Here is a 13,840-nt window from a genome sequence, read left to right as displayed (position 1 = left end):
ATGCACTCCCATCATGCGTATTACAGCGGCTATCCTCTGGAGGGTAGCAGTGGCGCTGAATTGCTTGAGATGTTGTTGAATACCTCACGACTCTTTCTGGATTTTGAAGTGTTGCATCCTCTAACCAAAGGCGTGAGGAGAGTGGGGCGTTTTGCTTGGGCCGAGCAGCCAAACGGCAGTTTCCGTTCTCAGTGGAGCAGTGACGAAGCCGCGGTGGAGTCGCCACTGGCTGTGGAGCCTCTTTACTATCTTGACCGCGAGCGGCATCAGATCGGCCCTCTGTTTAGCGACCTGGATGAGAAACTGGCTTGTCATTTGACGCTGGCTCCGGAAATTCCGGCTCGTCAGTCGATGCAGTTTAGCCATCGCATGGGCGCTGTGACCCAGGTTGCTCCGCCGCACGCCCTCACTGATCGTGTTATCGACAACGTTCTGCCCAAGGCTCATCTCACTCTCGCCAGTGGCAAGCGTTATGCGCGCTGGCAATATGAGCCGGAGCATCGGGCGGCATTGGCGTTTACCTACAACGGACATCCAGCAACGGACAGAAATCCGGAAGTGTTGGTCCTCAGTGGTACTGAAACTCAGCGTATTCAACGCCAACCCGCCGCCGAGAAAGCCTTGCGCCAGCTCTTGACGAAGCAAGGTTTTAAAAAGGCCACGCGTAAAAGCAGTATTGACCGTCCGGGCGAGATGTTCGCCCTGCCCGATGATTCGGCCTGGCTATTATTTATGCAGGATGGACTCGCGGTGTTGCGCGAGGCTAACTGGCAAATCGATATCAGCCCTGGCTTTCATTTCAATTTGCAGCCTGTGGAGCAGTGGTATGCAGAAGTCGAGGAGGAGTCCGGGCATCAGTGGTTTGATCTGCAGCTAGGTATTGTCGTCAACGGCGAGCGGTACAGCCTGTTGCCGATCCTGTTGCATTTGTTACGCAGCCAGCCACAGTTGCTCGAGCCCTCCAGCCTGGGTCAGCGCAGCGATGATGAGCAACTCTTGATCGAGCTGGGAGGTGGTCGCCTCGCTTCCCGTGCAACTACAAAAGTCGCGCTACCCTATGGCAGGGTCAAGCCGCTGATGGCCACGCTTGCTGAGTTGTATCTGGGCAATCATCAGGGCGATGCGTTGCGCTTGAGTGCTCCCGATGCTGCGCGTCTGAGTTTGCTGGAGGGCGTGTCGCTCGACTGGCAAGGGGGTGATCGATTGCGCGCTTTTGCAAAGCGATTGCGTGAGTCGACGCATGCTCACGTCGCTGCACCCGCCGGTCTCAAGGCGCAGTTGCGTCCCTACCAGCTCGAAGGTCTGAACTGGATGCAAACCCTGCGCGAGCTGGAGGTTGGCGGTATTCTTGGCGATGACATGGGATTGGGGAAAACCCTGCAAACCCTGGCGCATCTACTCACGGAAAAGCAGGCGGGACGGCTCGATCATCCGGCGCTCGTCGTGATGCCCACAAGCCTGATACCCAACTGGCTGGATGAGTCACAGCGTTTTACTCCGCAATTGAAGGTGTTGGTGCTGCATGGCGCGACGCGTCAAAAGGATTTTGCCTGCCTTGCCGATTACGATTTGGTACTGACGACCTACGCGCTGCTGTCGCGAGACCTTGACGTTCTGCAACCGCAGATGTGGAGTGTGCTGATTCTCGATGAGGCGCAGAACATCAAGAATCCAGTCAGCAAGGCTGCTCAGGCGGCCCGTGATCTGCAGGCTCGCCAGCGGTTGTGCCTGAGTGGTACCCCACTGGAAAACCACCTGGGCGAGCTGTGGTCTCAGTTTCACTTTCTATTGCCCGGCTGGCTTGGTGATAGCAAATCGTTCAATCGCGACTACCGTACGCCCATCGAAAAACACGGCAATGCCCAGCGTATGCAACATTTGACGGCCAGGATAAAGCCGTTTCTGTTGCGTCGAAAGAAAGACCAGGTGGCGACCGAGTTGCCGCCAAAAACAGAAATTGTGCATTGGGTTGATCTGAGCGATGGTCAACGAGACGTTTATGAAACGGTTCGCGTGGCCATGGACAAGAAGGTGCGTGAGGAAATTGCCCGCAGCGGAGTAGGCGGCAGTCAAATCATTATCCTTGACGCTTTGCTCAAGCTGCGCCAGGTCTGTTGCGATCTGCGGTTGATCAAAATGCCGCTGACGCCGAAGACCCTTCGCTCCGGCAGTGGAAAACTGTCCAGTCTGATGGAGATGCTCGAAGAGCTGCTCGGTGAAGGCCGCAGAATTCTGCTCTTTTCACAATTCACTTCGATGCTCGCCCTGATCGAGCAGGAGTTGCAGCAGCGTAGTCTTGGCTATTCGCTGCTGACCGGCGAAACGACGGATCGGCGTACACCGGTGAAAGACTTTCAGGGCGGTAAAGTGCCGCTGTTTCTGATCAGTTTGAAAGCCGGCGGCACAGGTTTGAACCTGACAGCGGCGGACACAGTCATCCATTTCGACCCGTGGTGGAACCCTGCGGTAGAAAATCAGGCGACAGACCGTGCCTACCGGATTGGGCAAAACAACCCGGTGTTCGTCTACAAGATGATTGCCCGAGGCACGGTGGAAGAAAAAATACAGGCGATGCAGCAGGAGAAAGCGGCGTTGGCCGGTGCGGTGCTTGAAGGCGGTACCACTGGCGGCTGGAAGCTGGAGCAAAGCGATATTGAGGCACTTTTTGCGCCGCTGCCTGCCCCCAGGAGTTGATAGCTGAACCTTGCAGTATTGCCCCGCTGTTCCCAACCTGGATTTGTGAGCACTACAGATCCCGTGTGGGAGCATAAACTGCCCGACTGACGCCGACAGTCTTAGCGTTTCTCGAGCTTATCCGGCAACGGCGCAAACAGCGCTTCAATATCATCGCTCTGCAATTTCCAGTCCCCCGCCTTGCGCCCATCCAGCACGCCCGCCGCCAGGTCAGATTTTTCTTTCTGCAGGTGCTGAATCTTCTCTTCCACCGTGCCTCGGGCGATCATCTTGTAGACGAATACCGGCTTCTCCTGGCCGATCCGGTACGCACGGTCAGTCGCCTGATTCTCGGTCGCCGGGTTCCACCATGGATCGTAGTGAATCACTGTGTCCGCTTCCGTCAGGTTCAAACCAACACCACCGGCCTTCAGGCTTATCAGAAAAATCTGACGCTTGCCGCTCTGAAATTCCTTCACCGGCGTACGTCGATCCCGGGTCTGCCCGGTCAGCAAAGCGTAAGAGATATTGCGTTTTTTCAGCTCGTCTTCAATCAATGACAACATCGAAGTGAACTGCGAAAACAGCAGTATCCGTCGACCTTCCTCGAACAGCTCTTCCAGCATTTCCATCAAGCTGTCGAGCTTGCCTGAGGTACTGCCGCGGGCGGGTAGGGTGGCATCGTTGACCAGGCGCAAATCGCAGCAGACCTGACGCAGCTTGAGTAATGCTTCAAGAATGATGATCTGGCTGCGTGCCACGCCTTTGCGGGTGATTTCGTCGCGAACTTTTTTGTCCATGGCCAAGCGCATGGTTTCGTACACATCGCGCTGGGCTTCGTTGAGATCGACCCAGTGGATGATTTCAGTCTTGGGTGGCAGTTCAGTTGCAACCTGCTCCTTGGTGCGGCGCAGCAAAAACGGTTTTATCCGACCGTTGAGGTGCTGAAGTCTGACTTCACTCCCGCGCTTTTCGATCGGTACACGGTAATCGGCGTTGAAGCTTTTGACGTCGCCGAGCCAGCCGGGCAGCAGGAAATGGAACAGCGACCACAGCTCGCCGAGGTGGTTTTCCAGCGGCGTACCGCTCAAGCACAGGCGCTGGCGAGCGTTCAGTTCGCGCGCTGCTTGAGCCGCTTTGCTGTTTGGGTTCTTGATGTACTGCGCTTCGTCCAGCACCAATACGTGCAAAGGCTGTTGCGCCAGACGCTCGATGTCCTTGGGCAGCAGCGCGTAGGTGGTGAGGATCAGGTCATAGTCGGCCAAATGATCGAAAAGCTTTTTGCGGCTGGCTCCGTACAGGGCCACCACTTTCAGTTGCGGTGTGAAGTGTGCTGCCTCATCGAGCCAGTTCGGGATCAGGCTGGTGGGCATCACCACCATGCACGGGCGGTTCAGGCGTCCGGCATTTTTCTCGCTGAGAATATGCGCCAGTGTCTGCAGGGTTTTACCCAATCCCATGTCGTCCGCAAGAATCCCGCCGACCTCCAGTTGCCGCAGCGATTGCATCCAGCTCAAGCCTTCGAGCTGGTAGGGGCGCAACGTCGCGTTCAATCCCTCTGGTGCTTGTGCACTGAAATCGCGGATGTCACGTAGGCGTTGGGCAAAGGTGCGGATCTGTTCTGCGCCTTCCCAAAGCAGCGGAATGCCTTCCAGCGAATTCAAGCGTGTGGCGTCGGCCTTGCTCAGGCGCAGGGTGGTTTCCCCTGGTTCCTGCAAATAGAACTCGCCCAGTGTCGCGAGTACCGGTTTCAATCGACCCAGTGGCAGCGCTACTTGCAGCGGCCCGTGTTCGCTGTTGCGTTGCGGGACATTGACCAGAATCAGCTCGTCATCGCGGCGGCGTGCAAGGCGCTCCGGATTGAGGATTTCAGCATGGGAGCGCATCAGATTGAGCAGGATCGGCAACAGGCTCAGGCGTTCGCCGTTGACGATGATCCCCAGTTCCAGATCAAACCAGTCGCGCTCTGGCGCCTGCTCTACGGTGGCGTACCAGTCGTCCACGGCGGTCAGGTCGAAGCCGAACTCTTCGTCGATCTGTAATTCCCAGCCGTGTGTGCGCAGCTTCGGCAGATCATTGAGGGTGAAGGTCAGCCAGGCGCTGTCGTTGACCATCTCATAGAGTTCGCCAGCACTTTCCGGCAAGGCTTTGCTTTGTCGCGTGGCGATACGGAAGCCGAGGATTCGTAACTGTTCGCGGTAGGACTGTTCGACTTCCGGGTGGCGTTTTATCCGCAGCGTTTGGGTTTCCTGGCGAATCAGGATGTCGCTGTTTTTCTGCCCGCTGACGTATTCGTCCAGATAACTGAAAGACAGTGCCGCACGATGCTGAATATAGCGCTGCATCTTGCCGTTACGCGGTTCGAAAGCGCTGAACTCGACACTGGCAAGCCACAGGCGTGGCAGCGGTTGCACGTTGTCGATCAGCACTTGCGGCGGGGCTTTGGGGCTGCGGTTCTCCAGTACGGCTTGAAGTTTTTCCAGCAGTTCGGCGTCTTTGGCGGCGGCGGGGAAGTCGAGGGTTTCCTGGATGTGCAGCAGCACCGCTGCGCAGTGTTTGCAGTTGATGCGAACCGGGCAGGTACACCCGGCGTCCACCAACAGCAAGGTACCTTTGGCTGACTCGCGCAGGTGAATGGTCTGACGGTAGACGTTACCGCCAGAGCCTTCGCAACTGGCGGTGATGGTCGCATCGCCGACCTGGGCGATGCGTACCCGGTTTTCCAGGGCGTAGCGGCGGCCACGCTCCAGGCTCTGTTCCTTGAATCGGCTGACCCAGGAGGGTGCCAACGGTTTACTTAAGGGGGCGGACATAAGGACTTCGGTCAGTCCGCAATGGCTTCAGGCGCTTGCCGTGGGGCTGGAGCCGTCAGGGAAGTGATCTTGATCAGCAGGGCCAGGTGGCCGTTGTCGAGAAAGTTGAGTTGACCGTTTTTGGTGTGACTGTCCTGTCGCAGGCGTTCGCTTGAGGTGACCAGGCCATTGGCATCAATCTGATTGACCCAGAAGTCGGCCGTCACGTCGGTGAAGCGCCCGAGTTTCATCTCAAGCGTGCCTTCGATCGGGAACTGGCCGAACTGTTCTTTGCCGTCGCTGACAGCGACTTTGGTCGGCGCCTCGCCGAGGGTCTGCTGCCAGGCTTTGTGCATCAACACACTGTAATCGCCGCTGGCGGTGAGTTTGCTGGCAACGTCGCCGAGCGCGGGAGTGCGGTTGCTGTCATCGCCCAGGCGCTGGGCGCCGGCGGCCCAGTCTTCCGGCGCTGCGCGGCTGACGATGGCGGGTACGGCATTCTGACGTACCAGAATCATTTCAACTTGATAGGTGTCATCGGCAAATGCCGCGGGCGCTACCAAAGTCAGTAGCAAGGTCAGTGAGCGAAACAGGCGCATGCGGCGTCCTTCAAGCAGTTTTCGGAATGAGGCGCTCGAACAGCGCCTCTACAGTATTAAAGCGCTCTTCCGGGCGCTCCATCGGCACCTGGAACTTGAACATCGTGGCGCCTTCGAATTTGTAGCGTTTGGGCTGGCTCTGGATCAGTTTGATCAACGTCATCGGGTCAACCGGCGTCTGCGCGGCGAATTCGATACGGCCACCTTGCGGCCCGCCATCGACCTTCTTGATGCCCAGTTGTTCGGCCTGCAATTTCAGCGCAGTGATGCGCACCAGATTTTTGGTCGGCTCCGGCAGCAGGCCGAAGCGGTCGATCATCTCGACTTGCAAGTCCTTCAAGCCTTCCTCGTCAGTCGCCGAGGCAATGCGCTTGTACAGGATCAGTCGGGCATGAACATCCGGTAGATAATCTTCCGGAATCAGCGCCGGCACTCGCAGGTTGACCTCCGGGCCACCGCCGAGCGGTTGATCGAGGTTCGGTTGCTCGCCCTTGCGGATCGATTTCACCGCGCGCTCAAGCATTTCCATGTACAGCGTGAAGCCCACGGCTTGAATCTGACCGCTCTGGCCATCGCCGAGCAATTCGCCTGCGCCGCGGATTTCCAGGTCGTTGGTCGCCAGGACGAAACCGGCGCCAAGGTCCTGGGTATTGGCGATCGCCTCCAGACGCTTTTCTGCGTCCGAAGTGATTTGCTGGCGTGGCGGTGTCAGCAGGTAAGCGTAAGCCTGGTGGTGACTGCGACCGACGCGACCGCGCAACTGGTGCAACTGCGCCAGACCGAACTTGTCGGCGCGTTCGATGATGATGGTGTTGGCGCTTGGTACGTCGATGCCGGTCTCGATAATGGTCGAGGCGATCAGCACGTTGAAACGCTTGTGGTAGAAGTCGCTCATCACCTGTTCGAGGTCACGTTCGCGCATCTGCCCGTGGCCGATGCCGATCCGCGCTTCCGGCACCAGTTCGGCCAGATCGGCGGCGCATTTCTCGATGGTTTTCACATCGTTGTGCAGGTAATAAACCTGGCCGCCGCGCAGCAGTTCACGCAGCAAGGCTTCTTTGACCGTGCTCTTGTTCTGCTCCATGACGAAGGTGCGCACCGACAGGCGCCGTGCCGGCGGCGTGGCGATGATCGACAGGTCACGCATGCCCGAAACCGCCATGTTCAGCGTGCGCGGAATCGGCGTCGCGGTCAGCGTCAGGATGTCGACTTCGCTGCGCAGGGCTTTGAGCTGTTCTTTTTGACGCACACCAAAGCGGTGTTCTTCGTCGATGATCACCAGCCCCAGGTTTTTGATCTTCACATCGTCGGAAAGCAGCTTGTGGGTGCCGATGACGATGTCGATCTTGCCTTCGGCCAGATCGGCAATCGCAGCGTTGACTTCCTTGGCCGATTTGAAGCGGCTCATCACTTCCACGGTCACCGGCCAATCGGCGAAGCGATCGCGAAAGCTGTTGTAGTGTTGCTGGGCGAGCAGGGTGGTCGGCACCAGAATCGCCACCTGGCGGCCGCCGTGCACGGCAATGAACGCCGCGCGCATGGCCACTTCGGTCTTGCCGAAACCCACGTCGCCGCAGACCAGTCGATCCATCGGTTTCGGCGCGAGCATGTCTTCGCGCACGGCTTCGATGGTCGATTGCTGATCCGGCGTTTCTTCGAACGGGAAACCGGCACTGAACGTCGCGTAGTCGGCTTTCGGGTCGGCAAATGCGTAGCCTTCACGAGCGGCACGGCGGGCGTAGATATCGAGCAGTTCGGCAGCCACATCACGCACCTGTTCGGCGGCTTTGCGTTTGGCTTTCTGCCAGGTCTCGGAGCCGAGGCGGTGCAGTGGGGCCAGCGCATCGTCGCTGCCGGTGTAGCGAGCGATCAGGTGCAAGTTGGCGACGGGCACGTAAAGCTTGGCGTTTTCGGCGTATTCCAGGGTTAGGAATTCGGCAGCCTGATTGTCGATTTCCAGAATCGTCAGGCCCAGGTAACGGCCGACGCCATGGTCGATATGCACCACCGGTGCGCCTTCGCGCAGCTCGGTGAGGTTTTTGATCACCGCGTCGTTGTTGGCGTCGGTACGCTTTTCGCGACGGCGACGCTGCATCACCCGCTGGCCGAACAGCGGGCTCTCCGCCACCAGTGCCAGCGAAGGCGTGTCGAGCATCAGGCCTTCGTCGAGCGGGGCAATAGTAATCGCCAGGCGATCCTTGCTCGCGACAAAGTCCGGCCAACTGTCGACGGTTTTCGGCCGCACCTTCAAGCGTTCCAGCAGTTCCAGCAACACTTCGCGACGGCCCGCCGATTCGGCGGTGAACAGCACGCGGCCAGGGAACTCATCGAGGAACGCTGCAAGCGCCGCCAGCGGTTGGGTGGCTTTGGCTTCGATGGCCAGATTCGGCAGCGCTTGAGCGGGGAAGCGTTCGCGACCAGCGCCAGTGTCCACGTCCTGCTGACTGGCAACCACCCGCGGCCAGTTCTTGAGGCGGGCGAAGCAGTCTTCCACCGGCAGGAACAATTCCGCTGGTGGCAATAAAGGACGCGATGGATCGACGCGGCGTTCTTCATAGCGGTTGCGCACGTCGTTCCAGAAGTTCTCTGCCGCTTGCTCGATGCCCGGCAGCGAGAACACTTGCGTGTCCTGTGGCAGGTAATCGAACAGGGTCGAGGTTTCATCAAAGAACAGCGGCAGGTAATACTCGATACCGGCCGGTGTGATGCCACTGCTCAGGTCCTGAAAGATCGGGCAGCGACGGAAGTCGACATCGAAACGCTCGCGGAAACGCGCCTTGAAACGGGTCACCGCATCTTTTTGCAGCGGGAATTCCCGGGCCGGCAGCAGCTTGACCGAATCGACCTTGTCGATGGAGCGCTGGTTTTCCGGGTCGAAAGTGCGCAGGGTTTCGATTTCGTCGTCGAACAGATCGATGCGATACGGCAGTTTGCTGCCCATCGGGAACAGGTCGATCAGCGCGCCGCGCACGGTGAACTCGCCATGTTCGTAAACCGTGTCGACGTAGCGATAGCCGCTGGCTTCGAGCCGCGAGCGCATCTGTTCAACATCAAGTTTCTGGCCGACGTCCAGCACCAGGCTACTGCCGAGCAGGAATTTGGTCGGCGCCAGACGATGCAGGGCCGTGGTGATCGGCACCACCAGCACACCGTGCGCCAGTTCCGGCAGCCTATATAGGCTGGCGATGCGCTGGGAAATGATGTCCTGGTGCGGCGAGAACAGATCGTAGGGCAGGGTTTCCCAGTCGGGGAAATGCAGAACGGGCAAATCCGGGGCGAAGAAACTCAGCTCCTGTTCCAGTCGTTCAGCACTCTGGCTGTCGGCGGTCAGTAGCAGGGTGAAGCGCTTGGCAGCGCTGGCAGCCTCGGCAATCGCCATGCTCAGGGCGGCACCGGGCAAGTTGCCCCAATGCTGTTTGCCTGCCTCGGCAGGGAGAAGCGGTAGACGCAGAACAGGCACGGAAGGTTGAGCTCCAGGCGTTGCGACAAAGTCGGTAATTGTAGCGGCGTCAGGTGCTGCCTGTCAGTTGCTGACTGTGTCTATCTTCGCTGATTGCGCAAAATGTAGTGGTAACCATAAAAACGAGCGCTTTTTTAGCGATTATGTAGTGCCGAAAGTGGGTGGTGTTACGGAGGGTTACGGACATCGTCTAACAGTCGTCGAAAAATTGACTGCGCTGCAGGCCCCGGTTTTACTGGGCTCGAGAAGGGCGTGATTTTTTTGAACGGGATTTTGTTACCGATTGCGCGACAAGCGCGCATTGCTACAAGAGGCTCCCGGCGGCATAATGTAGCCCCTTTTTTCTGCCCCTACATGTGGAAGGTTACCGTGACTCAGAAGCCCGACCAGTGTCTTGGTGAATGGATCGACCGTGAAGCGCTCGCAGAAGCGATGATTCCGCTTATCGGTCAGCTCTACCGCAATAACAACGTGGTGAGCTCGATCTATGGCCGCAGCCTGATCAACCAGTCTGTCATCGCGATTCTCAAAGCTCACCGCTTTGCGCGCCACCGTTCCTCCGACGACAGCGAACTCTCCGTCCACGAAACATTCCCTCTGCTTAAAGCCATGAGCGAGCTCAGGCTCGGCGCGGCTTCGGTAGACCTGGGCAAGTTGGCGTTCAAATTCCGTAACGAAGGCAATGGCCGCACCGCCGAGCAGTTCGTTCGTGAAGAGATGGCTGACGTGGTTGGCCAGCAAAACGCTTCGGCCCGTAAAGGCACCGACGTTGTACTGTACGGCTTCGGTCGTATCGGTCGTCTGCTGGCACGCATCCTGATCGAGAAAACCGGTGGTGGCGACGGTCTGCGACTGCGCGCTATCGTGGTGCGCAAAGGCGCCGATAACGACCTGACCAAGCGCGCCAGCCTGCTGCGTCGCGACTCGGTCCATGGTTCGTTCAACGGCACCATCACCATCGATGAAGAAAACAGCACCATCACCGCCAACGGTAACCTGATCCAGGTGATCTACGCGAAGAACCCGACCGAGGTGGATTACACCCAGTACGGCATCAAAGACGCGCTGCTGGTGGACAACACCGGTGTATGGCGTGACGCCGATGGCCTGGGTCAGCACTTGGCGTGCCCGGGTATCGATCGCGTTGTTCTGACTGCGCCTGGCAAAGGCAAGCTGAAGAACATCGTTCACGGCATCAACCACGGTGAAATCACCGCTGACGACAAGATCGTGTCTGCCGCTTCCTGCACCACCAACGCCATCGTGCCGGTGCTCAAAGCTGTGAATGACAAGTTCGGCATCATCAACGGTCACGTCGAAACTGTTCACTCGTACACCAACGACCAGAACCTGATCGACAACTTCCACAAAGGCGATCGCCGTGGTCGTTCCGCTGCGCTGAACATGGTAATCACCGAGACCGGTGCTGCTACCGCTGCTGCCAAGGCCCTGCCTGAGTTGGCCGGCAAGCTGACCGGTAACGCGATCCGTGTTCCGACGCCAAACGTGTCGATGGCCATTCTCAACCTGAACCTTGAGAAAGCCGCCACCCGTGAAGAGATGAACGAGTACCTGCGCTACATGGCGCTGCACTCCGATCTGCACAAGCAAATCGACTTCGTCAACTCGCAGGAAGTGGTATCCACCGACTTCGTTGGCTCGCGCCACGCCGGTGTTGTCGACGCTGAAGCAACCATCGTTCAAGACAACCGCGTTGTTCTTTACGTCTGGTACGACAACGAGTTCGGTTACAGCTGCCAGGTTGTTCGCGTGATGGAAGACATGGCCGGTGTAAACCCGCCAGCATTCCCGCGCTAAGCCTTAGCTGCACATGAAAACGCCCCGACTTTGGTCGGGGCGTTTTTGTTTGTGCGGCTGTTGAAGGCGTCCTGTCAGGCGCCGCCGACTACCGAGGCTTGCGCCGTGCGCAGTTCATGCTTATTGCCACGAAACAGCACCAGCGTCGCAATCAACCCCAGTACCGCCGCACCGCTGAGCCAGATCCCCGGCGCAGCCTTGTTGCCCAATATATGGATCAGGTAAGTACACGCCGCTGGAGTGAAGCCGCCGAAGGTAGCCGTCGCCAGGCTGTAGGCCAACGAGAACCCGGTCGTACGAACCTCTACCGGCATGATCTCGGTCAGTGCCACCACCATCGCGCCGTTGTACGAGCCGTACAGGAACGACAGCCACAACTCCACGATCAGCAAATGACTGAAGCTTGGGTTTGCCACCAGCCACGACAGCGCCGGATAAGCCGTCAGAATCGCCAGAGTCGTCGCCGCCAGCAATAGGGGTTTGCGGCCGATCTTGTCGGATACAGAGCCCATCACCGGCAGCCAGAAGAAGTTCGACAGGCCGATGCACACCGTGACCAGCAACGCATCCAGATCCGACAGATGGAGTTCAGCCTTGCCGAAGGTCGGGGTGTAGGCGGTGATGAGGTAGAACGAAACCGTGGTCATCACCACCAGCGCCATGCCGGCGAGGACGATGCCAAAGTTCTGACCGATCGAGCGGACGATTTCCCGCAAGGTCGGGCGATGTTTGCGCGCTTGGAATTCCGGGGTCTCCTCCAGCGAGCGGCGAATGACGAAGATTATCGGAACGATCATGCAGCCGATCAGGAACGGCACGCGCCAGCCCCATTCGCCCATTTGCTCCGGACTCAGCCAGTGGTTGAGGCCGACGCCAAGCAGGCCGGCAAATACCACGGCCGCTTGTTGGCTGGCGGATTGCCAACTGACGAAAAAGCCCTTGCGCCCCGGGGTGGAAATTTCCGCCAGATAAACCGAGACACCGCCCAGTTCTACACCCGCCGAGAAGCCCTGCAGCAGGCGTCCGAACAACACCAGTAACGGTGCGGCGACGCCGAGCGTTGCGTATCCCGGTACGCAGGCAATCAGCACGGTGCCGGCGGCCATCATCGCCAGGGTAATGATCAGGCCTTTGCGGCGACCATGGCGGTCGATGTAAGCGCCCAGAAAGATCGCGCCCAGTGGCCGCATCAGGAAGCCGGCGCCAAAGGTGGCGAGCGAAAGCATCAGGGAGGCGAAGGCGCTGTCGTTCGGGAAGAAGGTCTTGGCGATGGCCGTGGCGTAGAAGCCGTAGACCATAAAGTCGAACATTTCGAGGAAGTTGCCACTGACAACGCGAAAAATCGCTTTGCCTTTGCCCGTTGTAGAGGACATGTGCAGGTACTCACTATTGAATTTTTATGAAGTCGTTGCGTTCGTTTGGGAGCTAGCGGGGTCTGTAGCCCATAATGGCTGGCGCGGTTTTGCAGGGAGATGAAGAATTGTTAATTGGACGCTGGGGGTGGCTCGTGGTGCTGGCTGGCATTTTGTCCGGCTGCGGCAACGGCGACGCCATGGAAAGCTTCGGCGGCCCTGCCATGGGTAGCACGTGGTCGGTCAAGTATGTGCGCCATGCCGGTCTTGCCGATCCGGCGAAAGTTCGCAGCGAAGTGGAAGGCATCCTCGGCGAAGTTGATCGGCAACTGTCCACTTACCGTAGCGACTCGGACATCGAGCGTTTCAACGCGTTGCCCGCTAACAGTTGCCAAGCCGTGCCCGCGTCGGTGCTCGAATTGATCCGGGTTGGCGAACAACTGGCAGAGCAAAGTGAAGGCACCTACGACCTCACCGTCGAACCGCTGATGAATCTCTGGGGTTTCGGCCCGCAAGGTCGCGAAGAAAAAATCCCCGACACTGCGGCATTGGCTGAAGTGATGCTGCGTGTCGGCTATCAGCATCTGCGCATTGAGGGCGATCAGTTGTGCAAGGACGCCGCTGTTGAAGTCGACTTCAACAGCATCGCTGCCGGTTACGCCGTCGACACAATCGCTGCCAGACTGGATGCCATGGGCATCCACGATTACCTCGCCGAGGCCACGGGCGAGCTGAAGGCAAAGGGTAAAAAACTCGACGGCTCACCATGGCGCATCGCACTGGAAGAGCCTCGCGATGATCAACTAGTCGCCCAGCGCATCATCAACGTCAATGGCTACGGCGTTTCTACCTCCGGCGACTACCGCAACTATTTTCTGCACAATGGCAGGAGCTATTCCCACACCTTCGATGCCCGTAGCGGTGCGCCGGTCCTACACAACCTCGCGTCAGTCACGGTGATTCATCCTCAAGCGTTGATGGCCGATGGACTATCGACACTGTTGCTGATTCTCGGCCCTGAAAGGGCGTGGGCCTATGCCGAAAAACATGACATTGGTGCATTCTTTGTGATTCGTGCCGATACAGGTTTCGTCATACGCACCACTCAGGCTTTCGAGCGGCTCAGTGGCACAAAAACTGACTGAA

7 protein-coding genes are annotated in these 13,840 nt (G+C 58.5%); 3 read left to right on the top strand and 4 right to left on the bottom strand.

Features of this window, described 5'->3' with window-relative positions; genetic code table 11:
• Positions 1–351 precede the first annotated feature (351 nt).
• Positions 352–2,694, top strand: a complete 2,343-nt coding sequence (locus K5E40_RS25665; RefSeq protein WP_409339149.1) for a DEAD/DEAH box helicase — start codon at positions 352–354, stop codon at positions 2,692–2,694.
• Between the two features lie 101 nt (positions 2,695–2,795).
• Here K5E40_RS25665 and K5E40_RS25660 read toward each other — a convergent pair whose 3' ends face one another.
• From K5E40_RS25660 to mfd, 3 genes are read right to left on the bottom strand one after another with little or no spacing between them, the layout of a single operon-like run.
• The gene (locus K5E40_RS25660) at positions 2,796–5,486 is read right to left on the bottom strand and encodes a DEAD/DEAH box helicase (protein WP_221733223.1); all 2,691 of its coding nucleotides are present in this window, start codon (positions 5,484–5,486) and stop codon (positions 2,796–2,798) included.
• Positions 5,487–5,497: 11 nt separating this feature from the next.
• Positions 5,498–6,064: a CsiV family protein gene (locus tag K5E40_RS25655; protein WP_221733222.1), complete on the bottom strand. Its 567-nt coding sequence runs from the start codon at positions 6,062–6,064 to the stop codon at positions 5,498–5,500.
• Between the two features lie 10 nt (positions 6,065–6,074).
• Positions 6,075–9,524: a transcription-repair coupling factor gene (mfd, locus tag K5E40_RS25650; protein WP_221733221.1), complete on the bottom strand. Its 3,450-nt coding sequence runs from the start codon at positions 9,522–9,524 to the stop codon at positions 6,075–6,077.
• A gap of 354 nt (positions 9,525–9,878) precedes the next feature.
• Between mfd and K5E40_RS25645 the strand changes: the two genes are divergently transcribed.
• The gene (locus tag K5E40_RS25645; protein WP_221733220.1) at positions 9,879–11,342 is read left to right on the top strand and encodes a glyceraldehyde-3-phosphate dehydrogenase; all 1,464 of its coding nucleotides are present in this window, start codon (positions 9,879–9,881) and stop codon (positions 11,340–11,342) included.
• Positions 11,343–11,416: 74 nt separating this feature from the next.
• On the opposite strand, the gene K5E40_RS25640 is transcribed toward K5E40_RS25645, so the two are convergent.
• On the bottom strand, positions 11,417–12,715 hold the full coding sequence (locus K5E40_RS25640; RefSeq protein WP_221733219.1) for an MFS transporter: 1,299 nt from the start codon (positions 12,713–12,715) through the stop codon (positions 11,417–11,419).
• 74 nt (positions 12,716–12,789) lie between these two features.
• Between K5E40_RS25640 and K5E40_RS25635 the strand changes: the two genes are divergently transcribed.
• A complete protein-coding gene (locus K5E40_RS25635) occupies positions 12,790–13,839 on the top strand; it encodes an FAD:protein FMN transferase (protein ID WP_221733218.1) in 1,050 nt (349 codons plus the stop codon).
• Position 13,840: the final 1 nt, after the last annotated feature.

It is taken from the genome of Pseudomonas baetica (assembly GCF_019733355.1).
Taxonomy (GTDB): domain Bacteria; phylum Pseudomonadota; class Gammaproteobacteria; order Pseudomonadales; family Pseudomonadaceae; genus Aquipseudomonas; species Aquipseudomonas baetica_A.
Note: the sequence above shows the minus strand (reverse complement) of the source record. Positions and strands in the feature narration are given on the sequence as shown.

What these genes read in the sequence shown, in the direction of transcription:
- K5E40_RS25640 (WP_221733219.1), bottom strand. Translation starts at nt 12,715, where the DNA reads ATGTCCTCTACAACGGGCAAAGGCAAAGCGATTTTTCGCGTTGTCAGT.
- K5E40_RS25660 (WP_221733223.1), bottom strand. Translation starts at nt 5,486, where the DNA reads ATGTCCGCCCCCTTAAGTAAACCGTTGGCACCCTCCTGGGTCAGCCGA.
- K5E40_RS25665 (WP_409339149.1), top strand. Translation starts at nt 352, where the DNA reads ATGCAGTTTAGCCATCGCATGGGCGCTGTGACCCAGGTTGCTCCGCCG.
- K5E40_RS25655 (WP_221733222.1), bottom strand. Translation starts at nt 6,064, where the DNA reads ATGCGCCTGTTTCGCTCACTGACCTTGCTACTGACTTTGGTAGCGCCC.
- K5E40_RS25635 (WP_221733218.1), top strand. Translation starts at nt 12,790, where the DNA reads ATGGCTGGCGCGGTTTTGCAGGGAGATGAAGAATTGTTAATTGGACGC.
- K5E40_RS25645 (WP_221733220.1), top strand. Translation starts at nt 9,879, where the DNA reads ATGTGGAAGGTTACCGTGACTCAGAAGCCCGACCAGTGTCTTGGTGAA.